Below are 25,528 nucleotides of genomic sequence, written 5' to 3'. Positions count from 1 at the left end.
GACGGGGCGCCACCCGCCGTGGGTGGCGCCCTGTCGGGAGGGTCCGGCGTCAGTCGGAGCCGGAGGACATCCCCTGCTTGATGAGGTTCATCACCGAGCTGTCGGCGAGCGTCGTGACGTCCCCGACCTCGCGGTTCTCGGCGACGTCCTTGAGCAGGCGGCGCATGATCTTGCCCGAGCGCGTCTTCGGCAGCTCCTGGACGATCATCACCTGGCGCGGCTTGGCGATCGGGCCGATCTCCTTCGCCACGTGGTTGCGCAGCTCCTGGACGGTCTCCTCGCCGTGGTCCGTCGCGCCGCTCCGGAGGATGACGAACGCGCACACCGCCTGGCCGGTCGTCTCGTCGGCGGCGCCGACGACCGCGGCCTCCGCGACCGACGGGTGCGACACGAGGGCCGACTCGATCTCGGCGGTCGAGAGGCGGTGGCCGGAGACGTTCATGACGTCGTCGACGCGTCCCAGCAGCCAGATGTTGCCCTTCTCGTCGTACTTGGCGCCGTCGCCGGCGAAGTAGTACTTCGGCCCGAACCGCGACCAGTACGTCTCCTTGTAGCGCTCCGGGTCGCCCCAGATCCCGCGCAGCATCGAGGGCCACGGCTTGGTGAGGACGAGGTAGCCGACCTTCTCGGCCTCGGTGAACGGGTTGCCGTCGTCGTCGAGGATCTCGGCCGAGATGCCCGGGATGGGCCGCTGCGCCGAGCCCGGCTCGAGCGTCGTGACGCCGGGCAGGGGGCTGATCATGATCGCGCCGGTCTCGGTCTGCCACCACGTGTCGACGATGGGCGCCCGGTCGCCGCCGACGTGCTTGCGGTACCAGAGCCACGCCTCGGGGTTGATCGGCTCGCCGACGCTGCCCAGGACGCGGATCGAGCTCATGTCGTACTTGGCGGGGATGTCGGTGCCCCACTTCATGAACGTGCGGATCGCGGTCGGCGCCGTGTAGAGGATCGAGACCTTGTACTTCTCGACGATCTCCCACCAGCGGCCCTGGTGCGGGCTGTCGGGGGTGCCCTCGTAGAGCACCTGGGTCGCGCCGTTGGCCAGCGGCCCGTAGACGATGTAGCTGTGGCCGGTGACCCAGCCGACGTCGGCGGTGCACCAGTAGACGTCGGTCTCGGGGTGCAGGTCGTGGACGACGGCGTTCGTGTACGCGGCCTGGGTGAGGTAGCCGCCGGTCGTGTGGAAGATGCCCTTCGGCTTCCCGGTCGTCCCCGAGGTGTAGAGGATGAAGAGCGGGTGCTCGCTGTCGACCGGCGCCGCCTCGTGCGTGTCGGGCTGGCCCTCGACGAGGTCGTGCCACCAGACGTCGCGCTCGTCGTCCCACTCGACCTCGGTGTCGGTGCGCTTGACGACGAGCACCTTCTCGACGGGGGAGGCGTCGTCGCCGTGGTGGATGGCGGCGTCGACGGCGGCCTTGAGCGGCGCCGGCTTGCCGCGGCGCCACTGGCCGTCGGTCGTCACGACGACCTTGGCCTCGGCGTCGGCGATGCGGGTGTGCAGGGCCTCGGCCGAGAAGCCGCCGAAGATGACCGAGTGCGGGGCCCCGAGGCGCGCGCAGGCGAGCATCGTGAAGACGGTCTCGGGGATCATCGGCATGTAGACCGCGACGCGGTCGCCCGTCGAGACGCCGAGCGAGGCCAGCGCGTTGGCGGCCTTGCTCACCTCGCGCTGGAGGTCGGCGTAGGTGATGGTGCGGGTGTCGCCCTGCTCGCCCTCGAAGTGGATGGCGACGCGGTCGCCGTTCCCGGCCTCGACGTGGCGGTCGACGCAGTTGTACGCGACGTTGAGCTCGCCGCCGACGAACCACTTCGCGAAGGGGGCCTCGCTCCAGTCGAGCGTGGTGTCGAAGTCCTTCGCCCAGGTGACCCGCTCGCGCGCCTGCCGCGCCCAGAAGCCCTCGTGGTCGGCCGCGGCCTCGTCGTACATCTCCGCGGTGCCGTTGGCCTGCGCGGTGAACGCCGGGTCGGGGCTCAGGTCCAGCTCGTGCAGGTGGCTCGACAGGCTGTCGTCGGTCACGGGTCCTCCTCGTCGTCGAGTGGCGGGTACGGCCACAGCCAACCCGACGACGGCGACCGAGGCAACCGTCCGTCCGGAGGGACCGGTCCAGCGGGGCGTGCGGCGCGCCGAGCGGATCCTCGGGGTGGGGTCTCGCTGCGCCGGTGGGGTCGCGCCGTGCCGGGGTGCCCTGGTGGGGCGGCGGGGCGAAGTCGGGCGGCGGGGCGGCATGGAGGCGGCGGGACAGGGCGGCGCCCGGCTGGACATCCTGACCAGCGACACGCGGATCCGGGTGACGAAACTGTGCGCTCGTTGCCCAGGACGACGGTCAACGGTTCCGCTCTGTGCGATCGCATGATTCCGTGGTGGTCCGGCCCACGAGGCCACGACCACTCACGAGGAGGTGAGCGCGGTGTTCGAGGAAGGACAGCTGTACTCGGCCGTGACGACCGAGGACGACGGCACCGTCAGGGTGCACCTGTCGGACAACCACCCCGGGCTGCACGACGAGGCCTACCTGCGGCGCCGGGGCGAGATCGCCGCCGTGTCGCTCGCGCACCGCCCCGGGGACCCCGTCCCGACGGTCGGGTACACCGAGGCCGAGCACGCCGTCTGGCGCACCGTGAGCACCGAGCTCGCGCCCAAGCACGAGCGCTACGCCCACCCGGAGTTCCTCCGCGGCAAGGCCGCCCTCGACCTGCCGGTCGACCACGTGCCGCAGCTGCACGAGGTGACCGAGCGCCTCCTGCCGCTCACGGGCTGGTCCTACACGTGCGCCCCGGGCCTGGTCCCGCTGCGCGACTTCTACCGCGACCTCGGCCGCCGGGTGTTCAGCTCGACGCAGTACCTGCGCCACGACAGCCGGCCGCTCTACACGCCCGAGCCGGACATCCTCCACGAGGTCGTCGGCCACGGGAACCAGCTCGCGAGCCCCCGCTTCGCCGCGGTGACGCAGGCCGCCGGGGAGGCGACGACCCGCCTCGAGACCGACGAGGCCGTCAAGTTCGTCGCCGACGTCTTCTGGTTCTCGATGGAGTTCGGCGTCATGGCCGACGGCGACGAGCTCAAGGCCTACGGCGCCGGCATCCTCAGCAGCTACGGCGAGATGGACGAGTTCCGGTCGATGGACATCCGCCCGCTCGAGCTCGTGGCGATGGGGACGCTCAACTACGACATCACCGCCTACCAGCCGGTGCTGTTCCGGGCCGAGAGCGTCGATCACCTCGAGGACGTCGTCGGGACCTTCTTCGAGACGGTCGACGACGACCTCGCCGCCCGGCTGCGCGCGCAGGCCGCCGCCGCGGTCTGACCTGGACGCGCTCCACCCGTCGAGCGAACAGGACGCGCCGTCAGCCACCCCGGGCCGGCGGCGTGTTCTGTTCGCTCGACAGGGTGCCGGCTCACCAGGTGTGGGCGACGTCGACGACGAGACGGCTCGTGCGGGTCGTGGTGTCCTCGAGGGTGAAGACCCGGAAGGGCAGCCGGGCCCGCACGCCGAGCCCGATCGTCGTGTACCCCTCGAAGGTGCCGGCCCACCGGACCTGGCGGAAGGTCGGGTAGCCCGCGACGGTCGGCATCGCCGGCACGCTGGTGGCGCCCCTCCGGACGACGACCGCCAGGCGCGCCCCGCCGGCGACCGGCACGACGGCCCCCGAGCCCTCAGCGCGCACGCTGCTCACGTAGCGCACGTCGTACCCGGGGGCGACCCCCGTCATGTCCACGACGAGCCGGTCATAGCACGCGTGGTGCCCCGCGCGGACCCCCGTGAGGCGTCCGGTCGCGAGCGGGGCCGAGGTCTTGGGCAGGGACCCCCACGCGGTCGAGCAGGCGCTCGCAGCGGTGGGCAGGGCCGTGGCGGGGGCGGCGGAGACGAGGGCGGGAGCAGCCGCGACGGCGAGCGCCGCGGCGAGGACCGTGACCCTGCCCCGGGCGGTGGCGGAGGAGCGGCGGCGGGTGGGTCGGGTCGTGGACATGACGGCCTCCTTCACCGCCGGTATACACCGGTCGGGACGCGACACGCCAGACCCGGGAGGTGACGCCGCGCGCCAAGCACCCCCGGACACGACGCAGCGACCGCGGAGGGCTCTCCAGCCCCGCGGCCGCTGCTGCCGGTGGGTCGGGTCGGGGGAGGCGGTCCCCCGATCCGACCGGTCAGTGGTCGATCGCCTCCCCGACCCCGTGGCCGGTGAGGGAGCGGACCTCCATCTCGGCGTACTTCGCGGCGTTGTGCTCCTTGCTCGTCACCGAGCCGAGCCAGCCGAGGAAGAACGCGAGCGGGATGGAGACCAGGCCCGGGTTGTCGAGCGGGAACCAGTGGAAGTCGATCGCCGTGTTCTGGATCATCGACTGGCTGGGCCCGCCCGGCTCCAGCGGCGGCTTGCCGGAGACGACCGGGCTGAAGATGATCAGGCCGATCGCGCTGATGAGGCCGCCGTAGATGGAGAACAGGGCGCCGCGGGTGTTGAAGCCCTTCCAGAACAGCGAGTAGAGGATCGTCGGCAGGTTGGCCGACGCCGCGACGGCGAAGGCCAGCGCCACGAGGAACGCGATGTTCTGGCTCTTGGCGAAGATGCCGCCGACGATGGCGACGATGCCGATGACGATGGCGGCGATGCGGGCGACCCGCACCTCCTGCTCCTGGCTGCCCGAGCCCCGCTTGAAGACCTCCTTGTAGAGGTCGTGGGCGAAGGTCGCCGAGGTGGTGATGGTCAGGCCGGCGACGACCGCGAGGATCGTCGCGAACGCGACGCCCGAGATGATGCCGAGGAGCACCGAGCCGCCGAGCTCGTAGGCGAGGAGCGGTGCGGCCGCGTTGGCCTTGCCGGGGGCGGCGTTGATGGCCGTCGGGCCGACGAGGGCGGCGGCGCCGTAGCCGACGACGAGGGTCAGCAGGTAGAAGCCGCCGATGAGCCAGATGGCCCACTCGACCGACTTGCGGGCCTGCTTGCTCGTCGGGACCGTGTAGAAGCGCTGGAGCACGTGCGGGAGGCCGGCGGTGCCGAGCACGAGCGCCATCGACAGCGAGATGAAGTCGATCTTCGTCGTGAGGTTCTTGCCGTACTTCAGGCCCGGCTCGAAGAGCTTCTCGCCGGCCTTGGGGGAGTTGTCGGCCGCGGCCTGGAAGAGCGAGCTGATGTTGAACGAGTACTTGCCGAGCACCCAGACCGTGATGACGAAGGTGCCCGCGATGAGCAGGAGCGCCTTGATGATCTGCACCCAGGTCGTGCCCTTCATCCCGCCGATGAGGACGTACGCGATCATGATGATGCCGACGATCGCGATGACGAGGTCCTGCGCGAACTCGCCCGAGATGCCGAGCAGCAGCGACACGAGGCCGCCGGCGCCGGCCATCTGCGCGAGCAGGTAGAAGAACGACACCGCGATGACCGAGATGGCGGTCGCGATGCGGACCGGGCGCTGCTTGAGGCGGTAGCTGAGGACGTCGGCCATCGTGAAGCGGCCGGTGTTGCGCAGCAGCTCGGCGACGAGCAGGAGCGCCACGAGCCACGCGACGAGGAAGCCGATCGAGTACAGGAAGCCGTCGTAGCCCTGGAGGGCGATGGCGCCGGCGATGCCGAGGAAGGACGCCGCCGACAGGTAGTCGCCGGCGATGGCGATGCCGTTCTGGCGGCCGTTGAAGGCGCCGGCGGCGGTGTAGTACTGCTCGGCCGTCTTCTTGCCCGCGGCGACGCGGATGACGATGACGAGCGTGACGACGACGAAGGCCGCGAAGATGCCGATGTTGAGGGCCGGCGAGCCGACCGTCGTCGCCGCGTCGGCCATCGGGAGGGTGAGCGCCATGGTCAGTGCCCCTTGTCCGCGTCGAGGCGCGCGCCGAGGGCGTCGGCGGCCGGGTCGAACTCACGGGTGGCCCAGCGCGAGTAGATGATCGTGATCGCGAAGGTCGTCACGAACTGGCCGAGGCCGAAGAGCAGGCCGATCGTGATGTTGCCGGCGACCTTGGTGCCCATGAAGCCCGGGGCGAAGATCGACAGCAGGACGTAGAGGAAGTACCAGGCGAGGAAGAACGCCGTCATCGGGAACACGAAGCCCCGGAACTTGCGGCGCAGCTCCTGGAACTCCGACGTGGTCTGCAGGGCGAGGTACGGGTCCTCGGCCTGCGTGCGAGCTTCGTTGCTCACGGTCACCTCCAGGGTCGGGTCCGAGCGGCTCTGCCCGGAACGCCCCAAGGGTGGGCGCCCCGGGGGTGCGCTGGCGAGACCCCGCGCCGGGTCCCTCGACGGGCGGCGCCGCGCGTCGGTGGGCGGGGCGCCGACCACGGTGTGCGGTGGGTCACAGCGCGCCGAACGGGCCGCGTGGTGCGACGAGCGGTCGCCCCGGCATGATGGGCGCCGTGCGTGCGCTGAGGAAGGTCTCCGCCGGTCCGGGGCTGTCGCTGGTCGACGTGCCGGAGCCCGAGTGCGGCCCGAAGGACGTCAAGATCCGGGTGCTGCGGGCGGGCCTGTGCGGCACCGACCTCCACCTCGAGCAGTGGGACGAGTGGGCCGCCGCGACCGTGCGGGCGCCGATGACCCTCGGGCACGAGTTCTTCGGGGAGGTCGTCGAGGTCGGCGCCGACGTCGACCACGTGGCCGTCGGCGACCGTGTCTCCGGCGAGGGGCACCTCGTCTGCGGCACGTGCCGCAACTGCCGCGCCGGCCGCCGGCACCTGTGCATCAACACCGTCGGTGTCGGGGTCAACCGCGACGGCGCGTTCGCCGACTACGTGGTCATCCCCGCGACGAACGCCTGGGTGCAGCCGACCGACCTCGACCCCGACCTCGGTGCGCTCTTCGACCCGCTCGGCAACGCCGTCCACACGGCGCTGCAGTGGCCGGTCGTCGGCGAGGACGTCGTCGTCACCGGGGCCGGCCCGATCGGCGTGATGGCCACCGCCGTCGCCCGGCACGCCGGCGCGCGGCGCATCGTCGTCACGGACCTGTCCGACGAGCGGCTCGCGCTCGCCGAGGCCGCCGGCGCCGACCTCGGGGTCAACGTCGGCCGCGGCGGGTCGCTGCGCGCGGCGCAGGCGGAGCTGGGGATGCTCGAGGGCTTCGACATCGGGCTGGAGATGTCCGGGTCGCCGGTGGCCGTCGAGGAGATGCTCGACAACATGAACCACGGCGGCAAGGTCGCGCTGCTCGGGCTGCCGAAGGACCGCTACGCCATCGACTGGGGCCGGGTCATCACGCACATGATCACGCTGCGCGGGATCTACGGCCGCGAGATGTTCGAGACCTGGTACCTCATGGGCTCGATGCTCGCGACGTCGGAGCGGCTGCGCTCGGCGGTGTCGTCCGTCGTCACCGGTCGGCATGCCGCCGAGGACTGGGAGGCCGCCTTCGCCGAGACCCGCTCGGGCACCGGCGGCAAGGTCGTCCTCGACTGGTCCTGACGCCGGCGGGCCTAGGCTGGATCGGTCGGCCACCCCGACGCCCGCCCCGACCCCGACTCGTGAGGAGCCACCCGTGTACGGCGCTGTCAAGGACCAGCTGCAGGCGACGCTGCAGGAGATCGAGGACGCCGGGCTCACCAAGCGCGAGCGCGAGATCACGACGCCGCAGTCGGCGCACGTCGGGACGACCGCGGGCGAGTCCCTCAACTTCTGCGCCAACAACTACCTCGGCCTGGCCGACCACGAGGCCGTCGTCGGCGCCTCCAAGGCCGCCCTCGACACGTGGGGCTTCGGGATGGCCTCGGTCCGCTTCATCTGCGGCACCCAGACGCAGCACACCGAGCTCGAGCGCCGCCTCTCGGAGTTCCTCGGCACCGAGGCGACGATCCTCTACAGCTCGTGCTTCGACGCCAACGGCGGTGTCTTCGAGGTGCTCTTCGGCGCCGAGGACGCGATCGTCTCCGACGAGCTCAACCACGCCTCGATCATCGACGGCGTGCGCCTGTCGAAGGCCGCTCGCTACCGCTACAAGAACGCCGACATGGCCGACCTGCGCGCCCAGCTCGTCGCCGCGCGCGAGGCCGGCGCCCGCCGCGTCTGCGTCGTCACCGACGGCGTCTTCTCGATGGACGGCTCGTACGCGCCGCTCGACGAGATCTGCGACCTCGCCGAGGAGTTCGAGGCGATGGTCCTCGTCGACGACAGCCACGCCGTGGGCTTCGTCGGGCAGCACGGCGGTGGCACCCCCGAGCTGTTCGGCGTGCGCGACCGCGTCGACATCCTCACGGGCACGCTCGGCAAGGCCCTCGGCGGCGCGTCCGGCGGCTACGTCGCGAGCCACCGCGAGGTCGTCGAGCTGCTGCGCCAGCGCTCGCGCCCGTACCTGTTCTCCAACTCCGTCGCGCCGGCGGTCGTCGCGGGCTCGCTCGCCGCGCTCGACCTCGTGGCCTCGTCCGACGACGCGCGGGAGACGCTGCGGCGCAACGCAGCCCTCTTCCGTGAGCTGATGGTCGAGGCCGGCTTCGACCTCCTGCCGGGCAGCCACCCGATCGTCCCCGTGATGTTCCCCGGCGACGACGGTGCGCGCCAGGCCACCCAGATCGCCGACCACATGCTCGCGAACGGCGTGTACGTCATCGCGTTCAGCTTCCCGGTCGTCCCGCGGGGCAAGGCGCGCATCCGCGTCCAGCTCTCGGCGGCGCACTCGGAGGCCGACGTGCGGCGCTGCGTGGAGGCCTTCGTGGCCGGCCGCGACGCCGTCGCCTGACCGCTCGGCCGGCTCCACCTCCCGCGAACGCGTGTGAAACCGCCGGTGGTCCCCGGCGGTTTCACACACGTTCGCGGTGGGGTCCGCGGTGGGTCAGTCGCGGACGCGGCTGCGCGCCAACCGGACCCGCTCGGGCGTGTGCAGCCGCACGAGCACACGCGTCGTCGAGGCCGGGACGCGCCCCGGCGTCGCGTACGACACGAGCACGGCCGTCGCGAAGGCCAGCGGCACCGCCCACAGCGCCGGGTTGGCGAGCAGCGCGGCCGGCCACCCGCCGAGGTGGCTCGTCGTCATCGTCAGCGCGAGCGCCGCGACGGTGGCGCCGCCGCCGACGAGCAGCCCGGCCAGCGCGCCGGTCGTCGACAGCCGCCGCCACCAGACCCCGAGCATGATGAGCGGGGCGAAGGTCGCGGCGGCCACGGCGAACGCGAGCCCGACCGTCGTCGCGACACCGAGCGGCTCGGCCACCCGGCTGACGACGTAGGGGACGACCACGCCGACGACGGCGGCGAACCGGAAGCCACGGACGCCGGGGGCGTCGCCGCCGGTGAACCGCGCGAGCCGGGGGCGCAGCAGCTCCTGGTCGATGACGCCGGTCACCGACATCGCGAGGCCGGAGGCCGTCGACAGGAACGCCGCGAAGGCGCCACCGGCGAGCATCGCGGTGAGGAGGTCGCCGCCGAGGCCGCCGACGAGCTCTCCGGGCAGCCGGAGCACGACCGAGTCCGAGCGCATCCCGTCCGGCAGCGAGGGGAAGGCGACCCGGCCGAGCATCCCGTAGACCGGGGGGATGAGGTAGAAGGTGCCGAGCAGGGCGATGACCGTGACCGTCGTGCGGCGCGCGCCGACGCCGTCGGGGTTGGTGTAGTAGCGGACGAGCACGTGCGGCAGGCCCATCGTCCCGAGGCAGAGCGCGAGGACGGTCGAGGCGTTGCGGTAGACCGGGTGGTCCTCGGGGCCGGACGGCGTGAGGGGGATGCTCCACTCCGGCGGGACGACCGGCGCGGGGTGGCCGTCGCGGAACCACAGGAGCAGCAGGACGAACGCCGGCACCGCGAGCGCGGTCAGCTTGACCCAGTACTGCACGGCCTGGACGAAGGTGATCGAGCGCATCCCGCCGGCGCCGACGGCCGCGGCGATGACGACCATGACGACGAGCCCGCCGACCCACTCGGGGGCGCCGGTGACGAGGGTGAGCGTCAGGCTCGCGCCCTGGAACTGCGGCACGAGGTAGAGCCACCCGATGGCGAGCACGAGGACGGACGAGACGCGGCGGATCGCCTTGGACCCCAGCCGCGCCTCGGCGAAGTCGGGCAGCGTGTACGCACCGGAGCGGCGCATCGGGGCGGCGACCATCACGAGGAGCACGAGGTAGCCGAGCGTGTACCCGACCGGCAGCCAGAGCAGGTCGACCCCGCCCCCGTAGACGAGGCCGGCGACGCCGAGGAAGCTCGCCGCCGACAGGTACTCGCCGCCGATGGCCGAGGCGTTGAGGCGCGGCGACACGGTGCGGCCCGCGACGTAGAAGTCGCTCGTGCGGCGCGAGAGGCGCAGCCCGAGGCCGCCGACGGCGAGGGTCGTCAGGCACACCGCGACGACCGCGGCGAGCGACAGCGGCTGGCTCACGGGTCCTCGACGACGTCGACGAAGTCCGACTCGACGCGCTCGCTCTGCCGGGTGTACCAACGGGCCAGCACCCAGGCCGCCGGGTAGACGGCCACGCCGAGCACGAGCCACGCGAAGGGGACCCCGACCACGGTCACCCCCCGGGTCGCGGGCACGAGCAGGAGGACGACGGGGAGGGCGGTCAGCCCCGCGACCGTGATCGCGAGGACGGCCAGCGAGAGGCGCAGCTGCGCCCGCATCAGGCCCTCGAGGTAGACGTCGCCGAGCTCGGTCTGCTCGTCGATGTCGCGGGCCGGCGGACGCGGGCGCAGCGGAGCGGCGCCGCGGCGCGAGCTCGTGACCCGCACCCGCGGCGGGGGCTGCGCGGGCGTGCTCACCGGTCAGTCCCCGGCGTGGCGCTCGCCGAGCGGGCGACGCAGGAGGGTGTCGCGCAGCTCCTTGGTGTGGCGGCGGCTGACCTGCAGCTCGACGCGACCGACGAGCACCGAGCAGCGGCCGTGGTCCATCCGGACCTCGGAGACGTGGGGGAGCGCGACGAGGGTGCTGCGGTGGATGCGGACGAACCCGAAGTCCGCCCACTTCTCCTCGAGCAGGCTGAGCGGCACGCGGACGAGGTGGCTGCCGGCCTCGGTGTGCAGGCGGGCGTAGTCGCCGTGCGCCTGGGCGTAGCGGATCTGGCTGCGCGTGATGAAGCGGGTGACGCCGCCGAGCTCGACGGGGATGGTCTCGTCCTCGACCGCCGGCGCGGCGGGCGGTGCGTCGGCCGGGGGGCGGGCGCTGCCGCGCTCGCGCTGCTCGACGACGCGGCGGACGGCCTCGGCGATGCGCTGCTCGCGGACCGGCTTCATGACGTAGTCGGTGACGTCGAGCGCGAAGGCGTCGACGGCGTGCCGCTCGTGCGCGGTGACGAACACGACCTGCGGCCGCTCGCTGAACCGGCTGATGACCCGCGCGAGGGCCATCCCGTCCAGGCCGGGCATCGAGATGTCGCTGAAGACGACGTCGACGTCTCGGGCGTCGAGCACCTGGAGCGCCTCGGTGCCGCTGCTCGCGGTGATGACCTCGGCGACGCGCTCGTCGCGCTCGAGGAGGTACCCGAGCTCGGACAGCGCGGGGAGCTCGTCGTCGACGACGAGCACCACCAGCCCCCGCTCCGCGGACATGCCGGGCAGCCTAGGCCACCGGTCAGGATTGTGCGTGGACCCCGGGTGCGAACTTCGGCACACGGAAGCTGACCCGCGTCCCGGCCCCCGGGGCGGTCTCGACGACGAGCCCGAACTCGTCGCCGTAGACCTGCCGCAGCCGCGCGTCGACGTTGCCGAGGCCCACCGAGTCGGTGGCCCGGGCGCCGTCGAGGATGGTCCGGACGTGCTCGGGGTCGGTGCCGACGCCGTCGTCCTCGATGGCGATCTCGGCCTCGGTGCCGAGGTCGGTCGCGGTGATGCTCACGTGCCCCGGCCCCTCCTTCGCCGCGAGCCCGTGGCGGACCGCGTTCTCCACGAGCGGCTGCACCGCGAGGTAGGGGACGGTGACGGTGAGCACCTCCGGCGCGACGAGGAGCGACACCTGGAGCCGGTCGCCGAAGCGGGCCTGCTCGAGGACGAGGTAGCGCTCGACGTTGCGCAGCTCCTCGGCGAGCGTCGTGAACGTGCCGCCGGTGCGCAGCGCGTACCGGGTGAAGTCGGCGAAGTCGAGCAGCAGCTCGCGGGCGCGGTCGGGGTCGGTGCGCACGAACGAGGCGATCGCGGCGAGGCTGTTGTAGATGAAGTGCGGGCTGATCTGCGCCCGCAGCGCCCGCAGCTCGGCCTCGACGACCTGCCCGCGGGTGCGCGCGAGCTCGGCGAGGGCGAGCTGGCTCGAGACCCACGCGGCGACCTCCTGGGTCGCGCGGGTCAGGCCGGGGGAGGAGTACGCGGTCCACGCCGTGAGGGTGCCGACGACGAGGTCGTCCGAGACGAGCGGCGCCGTGACGGCCATCCGCACCGGGCAGTCGGGGTCGGAGCAGCCGACGGTGTCGGGGCCGTGCGCGACGGTGCGGCCGGTCTCGAGGGTCTGCTCGCCGAGGGGCACGGCGAGGTCGCGGTGGTGCTCGCCGGTACCGGTCCACGACAGCACGCTGCCGGGCGTCGCGAGCGACACGGCGTGGGCGCCGAGGATGGACAGGAGGTGGCGCCCGGCGCGCTCGGCCGACTCGGGGGTGAGGCCGTCCGCGAGGTGGCGCGAGGCGAGCGAGGCGGTGTGCAGCGTGGCGTACGTCGCGCGGTCGGTCTCGGAGATGAAGCCGCGCCGCCGGCTGCGCCGCAGGAGCGCGACACCGAGCCAGAGCAGCAGCATCGTCCCGGCGACGAGCACCGCCGTCGGCCAGTGGATGCTGCCCGTCATGGGCACACCCTAGGCTCGCGGGGTCCGGTGCGGCAGAGCGACGAAGAGGTGTGGTGCGTGGGCGAGCTCGACGAGGTGCTGCGGCTGTCCTGGCCCGACGGGCCGGCGACCGTGGGCGCGGGTGAGGCGGTGGGGGTCGGCGAGCTCGGCGCCGGATGGGTCGTCGGTGCGGCGGTCAACGGCGGCGTGCTCATGGCGCTCGGGGCGCGCGCGCTCGTCGAGGGGCCGGCGGGGGAGGGGCACCCCGACGTCCTCGCGTGGAGCACGTTCTTCCTCTCGGCGGCCCAGCCCGGCCCGGTCGAGGTGCGCGCCGAGGTGCTGCGCGTCGGCCGCTCCGTGTCGACCGGGGCGGTGCGCCTGCTGCAGGACGCCGGTGAGGGGCGGGTCGAGCGGGCCAGGGTCACCGCCACGCTCGGCGACCTCTCGGTCACCGCCGAGCCGGGGCACCGCTGGCCCGCCGCGCCCGCGATGCCGGCGCCCGAGGCGTGCGTGCCGGCGCGGCGCGAGCCCGGGGGGCCCGGCGAGGGCATCACGCTGCTCGACCGGCTCGACGTGCGCGTCGACCCCGCGACGGCAGGGTTCGCCGTGGGCCGCCCGACCGGGCGCGGCGAGCTGCGCGCCTGGGTGCGGATGGCCGACGGCCGCGAGCCCGACGTCGCGATGCTGCCCTTCGTCGTCGACTGCCTCATGCCCGTCGCCTTCGACCTCGGGGTCGCGGGCTGGGCCCCGACGTACGAGATGAGCGGGCAGGTGCTCGGCCGGCCCGCGCCGGGGTGGCTGCAGGTCGCCCTGCGCGCCGACGCCGTCGCCGGCTCGGTGTACGTCGAGGACGCCGACGTGTGGGACTCCACCGGACGGCTCGTCGCGCGGGCCCGGCAGCTGGCGGGCATCCGGGTCCCGGCCGGGGGCCTCGTCGACCCCGCTGGCTAGGCTGCGCGCGTGCCTGCTGCCCCGCCGTCCGGCCCGTCGCCCGCCGTCGAGGCCGTGGCCCGGCTCGCCGAGCTGCCGGGGCTGCCCGAGCAGGTCGAGGCCGCCCGCGAGGCGTGCACCCGGCTGCGCTGGCACAACGCGCTGCGCCGCCGCACCGCGGAGGCCGCGGCCGAGTCGCGGGTGCGCGGCGCCGTCGCGAGCGCCGGGCTCGAGGGCGCGACGGTCCCGCTCGACGCCGTCCGCGACATCGTCCGCGGCGCCGCGACCTGGACGCCGCAGCCCGACCCCGTCGAGCGTGTGGCACGCGGGGTGGTGGCGGCCACCGCGGAGACCGAGCACGTCGAGGCCCTCGTCCTGCGCGCCCCGGCCCAGGCGCTCGCCCGCCTGCACACGGTGGCCGCGGCCGGTCTCGTCCCCGACGACGCGCTGGGTCGCCCGCGACTGCCGGGCGAGGACTGCGGCGAGCTGACCGACCTCGGCTCGGCGCCGGCGGCCGTCGAGGTCGCCGGGCGGCTGCGGGGGGTCGCCGAGGTGCTGCTCGCCCTCCCGCGCCTGCCCGTCGTCGTCGCCGCGGCCGTCGTGCACGCCGAGCTCGCGACGGTCCGCCCGTTCGTGCGGGGCAACGCGGTCGTCGCCCGCGCCCTCGACCGGGCCGTCGTCCACGCCGGCGGCCTGGACCCGACCGGGGTCGCGGTGACCGAGGCCGGGCACGCCGCCGGCGGTGGCGCGGCCTACCTCGGCGCGCTCGCCGCGTACGGACGCGGGGACGCCGCGGGCGTCGGCCTCTGGGTCTCGCACTGCTGCACCGCGGTCCGCGCCGCCGCCGACGAGGGCGTGCTCGTCGCCGACGCCGTGCTCGCCGGCCGCCTCGGCTGAGCAGCGCCCCTTCCCGTCCCGACCGGTTGTCGGCGGCGGTGCGCAGGAGTACAACTGGTGGTGAGGGCCCCGGCCCTCACGCCAGACCTACCGCGGACGACGGGTACCCACGCGCGGGCAGTCCACTGATGGACCGGTCGCCGTCGGGCTCGTCCCACGGCCACGGCACGACAGCACGCCTGGTCGCCCGGAGACCGCGGCAGGACGACGCCCTCGTCCCCCGACGAGGGCGTCGTCGTGCGCCCGCCCCGGCGCGTCGTCGTCCCTCGGCGCCCCTCTCACCTGCACATGTCGGGGTGACCCCGAGATGTCCACGAGACCCCGGCTCCGAGCCGGGGTCTCGCGGACGAACCGGGGTGCCGCAGGCCACGCGAACTCGTGCTCGGCCCACGCACGGCGTCGATCACGCGAAGGTGGGGACAAACTGTCGGCAATCGTGGAAGAATCCGGAGGAAACCTACGGATCCCGTATACCTGTGGACATTCTCAGGTAGTTTTCCGTGGTCGATGCGCCGGGCTTGCGCGCGAGGCCACCCATGGGTCACGATGTACTCACTCGCTCCCCTTCGGGGTTGAGCGACCGGCGAACCGGCTTCTCCCCCCCGGAGCTCGGCTCGCCGACGGCCCCGGTTGTCCCCCCGACCGGGGCCGTCCCATGTCCGGACCCGGTTGGGACGATGTGGTCGTCCACAGGGGGGCGACCCGGCCGCGGTCGTCCACAGATGAGCCCGACCCCCTGGTGGGGTGCGGAGCCGGCGGGCCAGCCTGCCGTCATGGACGCACCCACACCGCTCCTCCTCGTCGTCGGCGCCTCGGGCGGCCTCGGGGCGAGCAGCACCGCCCTCGCGGCCGGGCGCCGGCTCGCCGGGGTGCACGGCGGCGCGACCGTCGTCGACCTCGACGTCACCGGTGGCGGCCTCGACGTCACCGCGGGCGTCGAGCACCTGCCCGGTCACCGGTGGCCGGCGCTCGCCCGCCTGCGGGGGGCGGCTCCCGCGCGGCCGCTCCTCGACGCGCTGCCGGCCGAGGCGGGGGTGCGGGTCCTCGCAGCGGCCGGGGCGGCGACCCGCGACCTCGCGCCCGAGGCCGTCGCCGACACCCTGACCTGCCTCGTCGAGGCGGGGGAGCCGGTCGTCGTCGACGTCCCCGGCGCCTCGCCCCACCTGACCGCCCTGCTGCCCCGGGCGGCGCTCGTCGTCGTCCTCACCGGGCTGCAGACGCGTCGCCTGGCCGACGCGGACGCCGTCGTCGGCCACCTCGCCGAGGTCGCCGAGGGCTGTGTCGAGCCGCCGGGGCTCCGGCTCGTGACCCGGGGGACCCGGCCGGACGCGGCGGTCCTCGACGACCTGCGCCACCACCTCGGGGTCCCTCACCTCCACCACCTCTCGGACGACCCGCAGGCGGAGCGCGAGGCCGAGCGGGGTCTGTGGCCGGGAAGCACCCGAGGGGGCCTGCGCCGGTGTGCCGAGGCCGTGGCCGCGGCCCTCGCGGAGGCGTCGTGAGGCCCGGCGCTCGCCGGGGCCCGGCGCCGCCCGGCCGGTTCGCCGGCCCCGTCGAGCGGTCCATCGCCGCGGGGGAGGGGCCGACCCCGGCCCGCATCGCCGCGGTCGCCCGGGCCTCGGTGCCGCTGCTCGGGCACGAGGGTGGGGCCCGCGCCGGTCGCGAGCTCGAGGTCGCTCTCGTCGGCCTGGGGCCCCTCGCCCCGCTCCTCGAGGACCACGCGGTCACCGACGTCCTCGTCAACGGCGACGGCTCCGTGTGGGTCGACCGCGGTGACGGCGTCCACGCCGCGGACGTCCGCGTCCCGCGGGCCGGGGTCCGGCCGTTGGCGACCCGGCTCGCCGGGCTGGCCGGCCGCCGGCTCGACGACGCCCAGCCGTGGGTCGACGGCCTCCTGCCCGGGGGCGTGCGTCTCCACGCCGTCCTGCCGCCGCTCGTCGAGGACGGCGCGCACCTCAGCCTGCGCATCCCCCGGCGGCGGCTCGCCGGGGTGCCCTCGCTCGTCGAGCACGGGATGGCCGACGCCGCGACCGCAGCGGTGCTCGGCGGGCTCGTCGCGGCCCGGCGCAGCCTGCTCGTCACCGGGGGGACGGGCGCCGGCAAGACGACGGTCCTCGGTGCGCTGCTCGCGCAGTGCCCGCCCCACGAGCGGCTCGTCGTCGTCGAGGACGTCCGCGAGCTCGACCCGCTCCACCCGCACGTCGTCCGGCTGCAGGGCCGTGCGCCCAACGTCGAGGGCGCCGGCGAGGTCTCGCTGTCGGTGCTCGTCCGGCAGGCGCTGCGGATGCGTCCGGACCGCCTCGTGGTGGGGGAGGTGCGCGGCGGCGAGGTCCGCGACCTCCTCGCGGCGCTCAACACGGGGCACGAGGGCGGGGCCGGGACGCTGCACGCCAACGGCCCGCAGGAGGTCCCGGCCCGCCTCGAGGCGCTCGCCTCCCTCGTCGGGATGCCCCGGGCGGCGGTGCACGCCCAGCTGCGCGGGGCCCTGCACGCCGTGGTCCACGTCGTGCGCGACGGGGCTGGCCGGCGGATCGGCTCGGTCGGTGTCCTGCGCCCCGGCCCCGACGGGTTCGTGCACGTCGACGTGGCGCTGGAGAACGGGCCGGCGGGCGCCCGGGCCGGCCCGGCGTGGCCGCGCCTCTCGGCGCTCCTGCCACCCGGCACCACACCGCTGCCGCGGGGGGCGACGTGAGCCTCGTCGCCGCGCTCCTCGTCGTGGCCGCGACCCTACTGGCGTGGCCCGGGCCCGCACCCGGTACGTCCCGCGCCGGGACCGGCCGGAGCAGCACCGGGCGGGCCGGGACGTCCTCCCGGCGGTGGGTGCCCGGGCCCGGGCGGCGCGGGGAGGAGTCCTGGGTGGCCGAGGCGGCGGAGGTGGCCGCGGTCGCGCTGCGCGCCGGCGTGCCCCTGGCCGCCGCGGCGCTCGTGGCCGCCCGCTCTCCCGGGGTCGTGGCGGCTGCACCGTGGCTGCGGACGCGCCTGGAGGCCGCGCTCGCGCGCGGTGACGGCGTGGCCGGTGTCCTCACGGCGCCGTCCGTCGATGGTCCGCCGCGGGCGTGCGAGGACCTGCGGCTGCTCGCCCGGGCCTGGAGCCTCTCCGAGGAGACCGGAGCGGCCGCCGCGCACACGACCGCTGCGGCGGCCGCGTCGCTGCGCGCGCGCTCGGCGGCGCGCGACCTCCGGGACGCGACGCTCGCCGGGCCCCGGGCCTCGATGCGCGTCCTCACCGCACTGCCGCTGGTCGGGCCGGCCGTGGGCCTCGCCCTGGGCCTGTCGCCGGCCGTCCTCTACGCGACGCCCGCGGCCCGGCTCTCCGCCGGCGTCGGCGCCCTCCTGACGCTCTCGGGCTGGGCGTGGGCGCGTCGTGTGGTCGGGGCGGCCGGGCGTCCGGGCCGCACCGACGGGAGCGCGTGATGCTGCTCGCGGCCCTCGCGTCCGCGCTCGCCCTGCTGCTCGTGGGGCGCCGCCGGGGCGCGCCGTGGCCCAGGCGGCCACGCGGCCGACGGACAGACGGGTCGGCCCCGGCGACGGTCGAGGAGGCGGCGACGGCCCTGCTCCTCCTCGCGGCCGTCGTCCGGGGCGGTGGCGGGGTGGTCGAGGCCCTCGAGACCGTCGCGGCCGTTGACGACGGGCCGGCGGGCAGCGCCCTCGGCGTCGTCGCGGCCGCGCAGCGCTGGGGCGAGCCCACGGACCGCGCGTGGGCCCGCGTCGGTCCGGGGTGGGCGCCCGCCGCGGCGGCGTGGCACGCCGCCGCGTCCGCCGGGGCGCCGCCCGCGGACCTCGTGGAGGACGCCGCGGACCGGATGCGCGTCGCCGAGTCCCGCCGCGTGGAGGCCGCGGGCGCCCGCGCCGGTGTCCTGCTCGTGCTGCCGCTCGGGCTGTGCTTCCTGCCGGGGTTCGTCGCGACGACGGTCGTGCCCGTCGTCCTGACGCTGCTCTCCCGCTGGGGCTGACGCCCGGACGCCGACGGGTGCCGGGTCGTGCGCTGCCCGGTCGTCGCCGCGGGTCCGTCAGAGGCGCTCCGTCGTCCACAGGGGTGCCGGCGCGACGCCGTCGTCCACAGATCGGCCGGCGCCCCTCGACCCCGCCGACCGTGGCGGGCGACGGTGGGCGAGGAGGGCGCGAGCGGTCGCGCCCCGGACGCAGGGAGGTCTGCCATGGGAGCACGGGTGGTTCGGTTCGTCAGGAGGGTGGTCCGTCGGGTGCCGCGCGGCGAGGCCGGGATGACGACGGCCGAGTACGCCGTCGGCACCGTCGCCGCTGTCGCGTTCGCGGCGCTGCTGCTGGTGGTCGTCAGGTCCGGCCCGGTCAAGGGTGCGCTGACGAGCATCATCGTGTCGGCGCTCGGGACGTGACCGGTCGTCGGTGCGAGCGCGGGGCGGTCACGGCCGAGCTGGCCGTGGCCGTCCCGGCGCTCCTCCTCGTGCTGGCCCTGGCCCTGTCCGCGGTGCAGCTCGGGGTCGACCGGCTGCGCTGCGCGGACGCCGCGCAGGTCGGAGCGCGGCTGCTCGCGCGGGGCGAGGACGAGGCGCTCGCGCGCGCGGCGGCGCAGCGGGTCGCGCCGCGCGACGCCGTCATCGGGGTGTCCGTGGCGGACGGCCGGGTCGAGGTGGCGGTCCGGTCGGCGGCGCCACCCTTGCTGGGCACGCTCGGGCCGGCACCGTCCGTCGAGGCGGTCGTCGTCGCCCGGCGTGAGGACGCCGGTCAGGCCCTCCCGTGAGCGCCACCGTGCTCGCGGTCGGAGCGGCGGGGGCGGTCGTGGCCGTGGCGACCGGGGGCCTGGTCCTCGCCGGGGTGGCCACCGACGTCCACCGCGCCCGCGCCGCCGCCGACCTCGGGGCGCTGGCGGCGGCCGGTTGGCTCGTGGGTGGAGGCCCGCCCGACTGCTCCGCGGCCGGCGACGTGGCGACCCGCAACGGGGCGCGGCTCGTCGCCTGTGGCGCAGGGGAGGACGGGTCGGTCCTCGTGCGGGTGTCGGTCACGCTCGACGCCGTGGGCTGGCCGGGCCTGCCCACGACGGTCGACGCGACGGCCCGCGCCGGCCCCGAGGCCGGGGGCGGCGGCGCGAGGTGACGTGCTGGGCGGAGGGGTGGTGGTCAGTCGCGGCGGACGTCGGTGGAAGTGCCGTCGGTGCGGGACTCGGCGACCTCGGCCCGGCGGCGGGCGGTCTCGGTCGCGACGTGCTGCTCGGCGACGCGCTCGTCGGCCTGGCGGCGCAGCTCGGCGGCCTCCTCCTCGTGGCGGCGACGCTCCTCGGCGAGCTGGCGCTCGCGGGCGTCGACCTCCTCCTTGAGGCGCTTCTGCTCGGCGGCGCGCTCCTCCTGGGCGGTGCGATCGGCCTCGCGGGCCTGGACCCGGCGGCGGTGGCCGCGCTTGAGGCCGCTGCGCAGGACGACCCAGCCCAGCCAGAAGAGGGAGATGACGACCATGCCGCTGACGAGGAAGACGATCGGCGGCAGCTCGACCTGGCCGCCGAGCACGTTCATCACCACCGGGTCGTCGAGGCGGACGGCGCCGAGGACGAGGAGAGCCCCCACGCCGAGGGCGAGGACGACGAGGACGACACCGAGGAGGACCATGTCCCGGAGGCTACCGCCCTGACCAGCGGCGGAGCGCCCTGCGTGGCACCCGTCGTCAGGCGTCGAGGGTCGGTGGCCGGCGGAGCCGGCTGCGCCCTCCGCAGAGGTCGGAGCCGGTCGGCCGGACGGCGTTCAGCCCGCGGCCGCGAGGGCCAGCTCGAGGACGACCACGGCCCCGGCCTTGTCCAGCGGCTCGTTGCCGTTGCCGCACTTCGGCGACTGCACGCACGCGGGGCAGCCGCTGCGGCACGGGCAGCCGAGCACGGCGTCCCGGGTCGCGCGCACCCAGGCCTCGAACGCGACGAAGGCGCGCTCCGCGAACCCGGCGCCGCCGGGGTAGCCGTCGTAGACCATGACGGTCGGCCGGCCCGTGTCCGGGTGCAGCGCGGTCGAGACGCCGCCGACGTCCCAGCGGTCGGAGGTCGCGACGAGCGGCAGCATCCCGATCGCCGCGTGCTCGGCGGCGTGCAGCGCGCCGGGGACGGCCTCCTCGGCCACCCCGGCCGCCACGAGCACGTCGGGGTCGACCGTCCACCACACCGCCTTCGTCGTCAGCGAGCGCTCGGGCAGGTCGAGGGCGTGCCGGCCGATGACCTCGCCGCTCGGCAGCCGCCGCGTGAAGGCGGTGACCTGCCCCGTGACGCGCACGGACCCGTACGCGGCCCGGACCCGGGCCCGCTGCGCCACGCGGTCGGTCGAGAGCACGTCGAAGCGGCTCACCGACTCCGCGAAGGTCGACCAGCCCGGGTCCCCCCGGACGACGTGCGCCGCCCGGCCCTCGAGGTCGAGCTCGGTGACGACCCACGCCTCGCCCTGGTGGACGTGCACCGCCCCGGTGTGCACCTGCGCGTGGGCCGAGGCCTCGTCGACGGTGCCGACGACCCGGCCGGTGCGCGTCTCGACGACGGCGACGACGTCGCTCGCCCCGCGCAGCGAGATGTGCTCGGCGGGCCGGTCCTCCCGGGCCCAGAACCACCCGGTCGGGCGTCGTCGCAGGATGCCGCCCGCGACGAGGACGTCGAGCAGGCGCCGGCTGCCGGGGCCGAAGAGCTCGAGGTCGGCCTCGCCGAGCGGCAGCTCGGCGGCGGCTGCCGCGAGGTGCGGGGCGAGGACGTGCGGGTTCTCGGGGTCGACGACCGTGGCCTCGACGGGCGCCTCGAAGATCGCCTCGGGATGGGTCACGAGGTAGCTGTCGAGCGGGTCGTCGGCGGCGACGAGCACGGCGAGCGAGTCGCCGCCGGAGCGGCCGGCACGACCCGCCTGCTGCCACAGGCTCGCCCGCCGTCCCGGCCATCCGGCCACGAGCACGGCGTCGAGGCCGCTGACGTCGATGCCGAGCTCGAGCGCGTTCGTCGCCGCGAGCCCCCGCACCGCGCCGGACCGCAGCCCGCGCTCGAGCTCGCGGCGGTCCTGCGGCAGGTAGCCGCCCCGGTAGGCCGCCACGGCCGCGCCGGACCCCGGGTCGAGGGCCTCGAGCCGGCGCCGCGCGCCGGTGGCCAGCGACTCCGCCCCGGCCCGGCTGCGGGCGAAGGCCACCGTCTGCACCCCGTGCCCGACGAGGTCGGCGAGCAGCTCGGCCGCCTCCGTCGTCGCCGAGCGCCGCGTGCCGTCGGCGTCGGTGACCGGCTCCCAGAGGGCGAAGGTCATCGCCCCGCGCGGGGAGCCGTCGGTCGTCACGGCCTGCACCGGCAGGCCGGTCAGGCGCGAGGCGTGGGCCGCCGGGTCGGTGACGGTGGCGGAGGCGAGGACGACCGTCGGGGACGCGCCGTACCGGCCGGCGACCCGACGCAGCCGCCGCAGCACCGCGGCGACGTGGGCGCCGAACACTCCGCGGTACACGTGGCACTCGTCGACGACGACGTACCGGAGGTCCCTGAGAAAACGCGACCAGCGGGCGTGCCCCGGCAGCAGCGAGTGGTGGAGCAGGTCGGGGTTGGTGAGGACGACGTTCGCGTGCTCGCGGATCCAGCGGCGCTCGTCGGGTGGGGTGTCGCCGTCGTAGGTCGCCGCCCGCACGCCCGGCACCGCGAACGCCTCGATGCGGGCGAGCTGGTCGGCGGCGAGGGCCTTCGTCGGTGCGAGGTAGAGCGCCGTCGGTCCGCGCACGCCGCCGCGGGTCGACGCCTCGAGCACCGAGGACAGCACCGGCACGAGGTAACCCAGGCTCTTGCCGGACGCGGTGCCGGTGGCGAGGACGACGTGCTGCCCGGCCCGGGCGAGGTCGATGGCCTCGCGCTGGTGGCTCCACGGGCGCTCCAGCCCACCGGCCAGCAGGGCCGAGAGCACGGCCGGCTCGAGGTCGTCCGGCCACTGCGCGAGGCGGGCCGGGCGGGCCGGGATCTCCTCGACGTGGACCAGCCGACCGGGCGGCCCGTCACCGGCGAGCCGGGAGAGGTGCTGCGCGGGGCTGGACACGCCGGTTACGGTAATCCTTGGTCCCGACGCCCCCAGAGCCCGGTGACCAGCACCGACCGCTGCCTGAGCCACCCGAGGAGTACGACGCGTGGAGCTTTCCGTCACGACGTCCCACCACGACGACGTCAGCGTCGTCACGGTCGAGGGCGAGGTCGACGTCTACACGGCGGCCCAGCTCCGCCAGACGCTCGACCAGGAGATCGCCGACGGGCACACCCGCCTCGTCGTCGACCTCGACGCCGTCTCGTTCCTCGACTCCACCGGTCTCGGTGTGCTCGTCGGCCGGCTCAAGACGGTCCGCAACAGCAGCGGCTGGCTGCGCATCGTCTGCACGAGCGACCGCATCCTGCGGGTCTTCCGGATCACCGGCCTGGACAAGGTCTTCGGCATCCACGGCACGCTCGACGACGCCCTCGGCGCCTGACCGGCGACGACGTCCCCGCCGCGGGTCCTCGCGGTCGGTACCGCACGCCCCTGACCAGCGGCGTCGCCGACGAGTGTGAAACGCGTCACTCCGGCCTGCGCGGGCGGGCGGCCGGAGGGGACCGGTAGGGTCCGTGCCGTCCGCCCTTGTCGAGGCGCTGTTCGCGCTCGGGGGCGGTCCACGCCGTCAAGGAGGATGGAATGGCACCCCTCGCACTCGCGACCGCCGAGTCAGGAGGCCTGGACCTCACGGGCACGAACCTGACGCTGGTGGTCACGGTCGCGGTCATCGCGCTCGTGTCCCTCGTCATGGGCGTCGTGTTCCGTCGACAGGTCCTCGCCGCCGACCCGGGCACGGAGAAGATGCAGGAGATCGGCGCCGCCGTGGAGGAGGGGGCCCAGGCGTACCTGAGCCGCCAGTTCCGCACCCTCGGCATCTTCGTCGTCCTCGTCTTCGGCCTGCTGTTCCTCCTGCCCGCCGACACCTTCGGGGTCCGGCTCGGCCGGTCGGCGTTCTTCGTCGTCGGCGCGCTGTTCTCCGCGGCCATCGGCTACCTGGGCATGAGCCTCGCGGTGAAGGCGAACGTGCGCGTCGCCTCCGCGGCCCGCCAGCCGGGCGGTCGTGACCTCGGCATGAAGATCGCCTTCCGCACCGGCGGCGTCGTCGGCATGGCGACCGTCGGCCTGGGCCTGCTCGGTGCCTCGGTCGTCGTCCTGCTCTACAAGGGCGACGCCCCGAAGGTCCTCGAGGGCTTCGGCTTCGGCGCGGCCCTGCTCGCGATGTTCATGCGCGTCGGTGGCGGCATCTTCACCAAGGCCGCCGACGTCGGCGCCGACCTCGTCGGCAAGGTCGAGGCCGGCATCCCCGAGGACGACCCGCGCAACGCGGCGACCATCGCCGACAACGTCGGTGACAACGTCGGCGACTGCGCCGGCATGGCCGCCGACCTCTTCGAGTCCTACGCGGTGACCCTCGTCGCGGCGCTGATCCTCGGCTCGGTCGCGTTCGGCGCCTACGGTCTCGTCTTCCCGCTCATCGTCCCGGCGATCGGCGCCATCACCGCGCTGCTCGGCGTCTACATCACCAAGGCCCGCCCCGGCGAGAACCCGCTGAGTGCCATCAACCGCGGCTTCTACATCGCGGCCGCCGTCTCGGTCGTGCTCTCCGCGGTCGCGGCCTACACCTACCTCCCGAGCACCTACGCCGAGCTCGGGAGCGCCAACGCCGGCATCCAGCAGCTCGCGGGCGACCCCCGCCAGGCGGCGGTCCTCGCGGTCGTCATCGGCATCGCGCTCGCCGGCGTCATCCTCTGGCTGACCGGCCACTTCACCGGGACCGACAAGCGCCCGACGAAGGACGTCGCGCGGACCTCGCTCACCGGGGCGGCCACGGTCGTCCTCTCGGGCATCGGCGTCGGCCTCGAGTCGGCCGTCTACACCGCGGCGATCATCGGTGGTGCCGTCTACCTCGCCTTCCTCCTCGGTGGCGGCTCGACGGCCCTCGCGCTCTTCCTCATCGCCCTCGCCGGCTGCGGCCTGCTGACCACGGTCGGCGTCATCGTCGCGATGGACACCTTCGGCCCGGTCTCGGACAACGCCCAGGGCATCGCCGAGATGTCCGGCGACGTCGACGGCGAGGGCGCCCAGATCCTCACCGAGCTCGACGCCGTCGGCAACACGACGAAGGCGATCACCAAGGGCATCGCGATCGCGACCGCGGTCCTCGCGGCGACCGCGCTCTTCGGCTCCTACACCGACGCCTGGCAGAGCGCGGTCCGCTCGCTCGACGCGAGCGGGCTCAGCCAGGAGCAGCTGCAGTCGGCCCAGGAGTTCGTCACGGAGGCGGAGGGTGTCATCACGACGCCGTCCACGCTCGTGGGGCTCATCCTCGGCGCGGCGGTCGTGTTCCTCTTCTCCGGCCTCGCCATCAACGCGGTGACCCGTGCCGCCGGCGCCATCGTCTTCGAGGTGCGCCGCCAGTTCCGTGAGATCCCCGGGATCATGGAGGGCACGGCCAAGCCCGAGTACGGCAAGGTCGTCGACATCTGCACGAAGGACTCGCTGCGCGAGCTCGCCACGCCGGGTCTCCTCGCCGCGCTCATGCCGGTCGCCGTCGGCTTCGGCCTGGGGGTCGGCGCGCTCGCCGGCTTCCTCGCGGGCGCCATCGGGTCCGGTGCGCTCATGGCCGTCTTCCTCGCCAACTCCGGCGGGGCGTGGGACAACGCGAAGAAGATCGTCGAGGACGGTGCGCACGGCGGCAAGGGCAGCGAGGCCCACGCCGCGACCGTCATCGGCGACACCGTCGGCGACCCCTTCAAGGACACCGCCGGCCCGGCCATCAACCCGCTCATCAAGGTGATGAACCTCGTCTCGGTGCTCATCGCGCCGGCCATCATCACCCTGTCGATCGGCGTGGACGCCTCGGCCCCGATCCGCTACGGCATCGCGGCGATCGCGTTCGTCGTCGTCGTCGCGGCGGTCGCGGTCTCCAAGAGCCGCGACCTCGCCATCGGCGGGGACGAGGACCCCGAGGCGGCCCCGGCGGAGGAGACCCGCCCCGCGCAGGTCTGACCCCGGCCCACCCTCGACGAGGGGCCGGTCCCACCCGGGGCCGGCCCCTCGTCGCGTCCCGGCGGACC

The 25,528-nt window shown here is 74.9% G+C and carries 24 protein-coding genes; 14 read left to right on the top strand and 10 right to left on the bottom strand.

Annotation, left to right across the window (positions count from 1 at the left end):
- Nucleotides 1-49 precede the first annotated feature (49 nt).
- Nucleotides 50-2,017 carry an acetate--CoA ligase gene (acs, locus tag LG324_RS18835; protein ID WP_404350392.1) on the bottom strand — a complete coding sequence of 656 codons (1,968 nt, stop codon included), beginning with the start codon at nt 2,015-2,017 and terminating at the stop codon, nt 50-52.
- A gap of 382 nt (nt 2,018-2,399) precedes the next feature.
- On the opposite strand from acs, the gene LG324_RS18830 reads away from it, so the two are divergent.
- On the top strand, nt 2,400-3,305 hold the full coding sequence (locus tag LG324_RS18830) for a phenylalanine 4-monooxygenase (RefSeq protein WP_245616057.1): 906 nt from the start codon (nt 2,400-2,402) through the stop codon (nt 3,303-3,305).
- A gap of 91 nt (nt 3,306-3,396) precedes the next feature.
- On the opposite strand, the gene LG324_RS18825 is transcribed toward LG324_RS18830, so the two are convergent.
- The 3 genes from LG324_RS18825 to LG324_RS18815 all read right to left on the bottom strand — a co-directional run bounded on the left by LG324_RS18825 (nt 3,397) and on the right by LG324_RS18815 (nt 6,138).
- Complete coding sequence (locus tag LG324_RS18825; RefSeq protein ID WP_404350390.1) at nt 3,397-3,969, bottom strand: hypothetical protein; 573 nt, start codon at nt 3,967-3,969, stop codon at nt 3,397-3,399.
- Nucleotides 3,970-4,147: 178 nt separating this feature from the next.
- Nucleotides 4,148-5,797: a cation acetate symporter gene (locus tag LG324_RS18820; protein WP_404350388.1), complete on the bottom strand. Its 1,650-nt coding sequence runs from the start codon at nt 5,795-5,797 to the stop codon at nt 4,148-4,150.
- A gap of 2 nt (nt 5,798-5,799) precedes the next feature.
- A complete protein-coding gene (locus LG324_RS18815; protein ID WP_030526543.1) occupies nt 5,800-6,138 on the bottom strand; it encodes a DUF485 domain-containing protein in 339 nt (112 codons plus the stop codon).
- A gap of 212 nt (nt 6,139-6,350) precedes the next feature.
- Between LG324_RS18815 and tdh the strand changes: the two genes are divergently transcribed.
- Both tdh and LG324_RS18805 read left to right on the top strand, forming a co-directional pair.
- Nucleotides 6,351-7,391, top strand: a complete 1,041-nt coding sequence (gene tdh, locus LG324_RS18810) for an L-threonine 3-dehydrogenase (protein ID WP_404350386.1) — start codon at nt 6,351-6,353, stop codon at nt 7,389-7,391.
- 73 nt (nt 7,392-7,464) lie between these two features.
- On the top strand, nt 7,465-8,658 hold the full coding sequence (locus LG324_RS18805; protein ID WP_030526545.1) for a glycine C-acetyltransferase: 1,194 nt from the start codon (nt 7,465-7,467) through the stop codon (nt 8,656-8,658).
- 93 nt (nt 8,659-8,751) lie between these two features.
- Here the strand turns inward: LG324_RS18805 and LG324_RS18800 are convergent, their stop codons facing one another.
- From LG324_RS18800 to LG324_RS18785, 4 genes are read right to left on the bottom strand one after another with little or no spacing between them, the layout of a single operon-like run.
- Nucleotides 8,752-10,284: a cation acetate symporter gene (locus tag LG324_RS18800; protein ID WP_030526546.1), complete on the bottom strand. Its 1,533-nt coding sequence runs from the start codon at nt 10,282-10,284 to the stop codon at nt 8,752-8,754.
- Entirely contained in the window at nt 10,281-10,661 is a 381-nt protein-coding gene (locus tag LG324_RS18795; protein WP_030526547.1) for a membrane protein, read from the bottom strand. The genes LG324_RS18800 and LG324_RS18795 overlap by 4 nt, the downstream gene beginning before the upstream one ends.
- Nucleotides 10,662-10,664: 3 nt before the next feature.
- Nucleotides 10,665-11,447 carry a LytTR family DNA-binding domain-containing protein gene (locus LG324_RS18790; RefSeq protein ID WP_030526548.1) on the bottom strand — a complete coding sequence of 261 codons (783 nt, stop codon included), beginning with the start codon at nt 11,445-11,447 and terminating at the stop codon, nt 10,665-10,667.
- 22 nt (nt 11,448-11,469) lie between these two features.
- Nucleotides 11,470-12,666 carry a sensor histidine kinase gene (locus tag LG324_RS18785; protein ID WP_404350383.1) on the bottom strand — a complete coding sequence of 399 codons (1,197 nt, stop codon included), beginning with the start codon at nt 12,664-12,666 and terminating at the stop codon, nt 11,470-11,472.
- A 57-nt stretch (nt 12,667-12,723) separates the two neighbouring features.
- On the opposite strand from LG324_RS18785, the gene LG324_RS18780 reads away from it, so the two are divergent.
- The 9 genes from LG324_RS18780 to LG324_RS18740 all read left to right on the top strand — a co-directional run bounded on the left by LG324_RS18780 (nt 12,724) and on the right by LG324_RS18740 (nt 19,545).
- Nucleotides 12,724-13,596, top strand: coding sequence for a thioesterase family protein (locus tag LG324_RS18780; RefSeq protein ID WP_404350381.1), 873 nt, complete (start codon nt 12,724-12,726; stop codon nt 13,594-13,596).
- Between the two features lie 9 nt (nt 13,597-13,605).
- On the top strand, nt 13,606-14,472 hold the full coding sequence (locus tag LG324_RS18775; protein ID WP_404350379.1) for a hypothetical protein: 867 nt from the start codon (nt 13,606-13,608) through the stop codon (nt 14,470-14,472).
- 773 nt (nt 14,473-15,245) lie between these two features.
- Nucleotides 15,246-15,974 carry a hypothetical protein gene (locus LG324_RS18770; RefSeq protein WP_404350377.1) on the top strand — a complete coding sequence of 243 codons (729 nt, stop codon included), beginning with the start codon at nt 15,246-15,248 and terminating at the stop codon, nt 15,972-15,974.
- Nucleotides 15,971-17,164, top strand: coding sequence for a TadA family conjugal transfer-associated ATPase (locus LG324_RS18765; protein ID WP_404350375.1), 1,194 nt, complete (start codon nt 15,971-15,973; stop codon nt 17,162-17,164). Before LG324_RS18770 ends, LG324_RS18765 begins: the two co-directional genes overlap by 4 nt.
- Before the next feature lie 164 nt (nt 17,165-17,328).
- A complete protein-coding gene (locus tag LG324_RS18760) occupies nt 17,329-17,886 on the top strand; it encodes a hypothetical protein (protein WP_404350373.1) in 558 nt (185 codons plus the stop codon).
- Nucleotides 17,886-18,425, top strand: coding sequence for a type II secretion system F family protein (locus LG324_RS18755; protein ID WP_404353165.1), 540 nt, complete (start codon nt 17,886-17,888; stop codon nt 18,423-18,425). The genes LG324_RS18760 and LG324_RS18755 overlap by 1 nt, the downstream gene beginning before the upstream one ends.
- Before the next feature lie 249 nt (nt 18,426-18,674).
- Nucleotides 18,675-18,827 carry a DUF4244 domain-containing protein gene (locus LG324_RS18750; protein WP_342666147.1) on the top strand — a complete coding sequence of 51 codons (153 nt, stop codon included), beginning with the start codon at nt 18,675-18,677 and terminating at the stop codon, nt 18,825-18,827.
- Nucleotides 18,824-19,192: a TadE family type IV pilus minor pilin gene (locus LG324_RS18745; RefSeq protein WP_404350371.1), complete on the top strand. Its 369-nt coding sequence runs from the start codon at nt 18,824-18,826 to the stop codon at nt 19,190-19,192. The genes LG324_RS18750 and LG324_RS18745 overlap by 4 nt, the downstream gene beginning before the upstream one ends.
- A complete protein-coding gene (locus LG324_RS18740) occupies nt 19,189-19,545 on the top strand; it encodes an Rv3654c family TadE-like protein (RefSeq protein WP_404350369.1) in 357 nt (118 codons plus the stop codon). The genes LG324_RS18745 and LG324_RS18740 overlap by 4 nt, the downstream gene beginning before the upstream one ends.
- A 23-nt stretch (nt 19,546-19,568) precedes the next feature.
- Here LG324_RS18740 and LG324_RS18735 read toward each other — a convergent pair whose 3' ends face one another.
- Nucleotides 19,569-20,051: a hypothetical protein gene (locus LG324_RS18735; RefSeq protein ID WP_404350367.1), complete on the bottom strand. Its 483-nt coding sequence runs from the start codon at nt 20,049-20,051 to the stop codon at nt 19,569-19,571.
- A 132-nt stretch (nt 20,052-20,183) separates the two neighbouring features.
- Entirely contained in the window at nt 20,184-22,466 is a 2,283-nt protein-coding gene (locus LG324_RS18730; RefSeq protein ID WP_404350365.1) for a DEAD/DEAH box helicase, read from the bottom strand.
- Nucleotides 22,467-22,554: 88 nt separating this feature from the next.
- Between LG324_RS18730 and LG324_RS18725 the strand changes: the two genes are divergently transcribed.
- Entirely contained in the window at nt 22,555-22,890 is a 336-nt protein-coding gene (locus LG324_RS18725; RefSeq protein WP_030526560.1) for an STAS domain-containing protein, read from the top strand.
- Between the two features lie 200 nt (nt 22,891-23,090).
- A complete protein-coding gene (locus LG324_RS18720) occupies nt 23,091-25,460 on the top strand; it encodes a sodium-translocating pyrophosphatase (protein ID WP_404350363.1) in 2,370 nt (789 codons plus the stop codon).
- Nucleotides 25,461-25,528 lie beyond the last annotated feature (68 nt).

Source organism: Phycicoccus jejuensis (assembly GCF_044797865.1).
GTDB classification, from domain to species: Bacteria; Actinomycetota; Actinomycetes; order Actinomycetales; family Dermatophilaceae; genus Phycicoccus; species Phycicoccus jejuensis.
This window is presented reverse-complemented; position numbering and strand designations above follow the sequence as displayed.

Excerpts from the sequence above, each read along its gene's own strand:
- LG324_RS18755 (WP_404353165.1), top strand. The coding sequence starts at position 17,886 with ATGCTGCTCGCGGCCCTCGCGTCCGCGCTCGCCCTGCTGCTCGTGGGG.
- LG324_RS18770 (WP_404350377.1), top strand. The coding sequence starts at position 15,246 with ATGGACGCACCCACACCGCTCCTCCTCGTCGTCGGCGCCTCGGGCGGC.
- LG324_RS18735 (WP_404350367.1), bottom strand. The coding sequence starts at position 20,051 with ATGGTCCTCCTCGGTGTCGTCCTCGTCGTCCTCGCCCTCGGCGTGGGG.
- LG324_RS18720 (WP_404350363.1), top strand. The coding sequence starts at position 23,091 with ATGGCACCCCTCGCACTCGCGACCGCCGAGTCAGGAGGCCTGGACCTC.
- LG324_RS18825 (WP_404350390.1), bottom strand. The coding sequence starts at position 3,969 with ATGTCCACGACCCGACCCACCCGCCGCCGCTCCTCCGCCACCGCCCGG.
- LG324_RS18785 (WP_404350383.1), bottom strand. The coding sequence starts at position 12,666 with ATGACGGGCAGCATCCACTGGCCGACGGCGGTGCTCGTCGCCGGGACG.
- LG324_RS18790 (WP_030526548.1), bottom strand. The coding sequence starts at position 11,447 with ATGTCCGCGGAGCGGGGGCTGGTGGTGCTCGTCGTCGACGACGAGCTC.
- LG324_RS18820 (WP_404350388.1), bottom strand. The coding sequence starts at position 5,797 with ATGGCGCTCACCCTCCCGATGGCCGACGCGGCGACGACGGTCGGCTCG.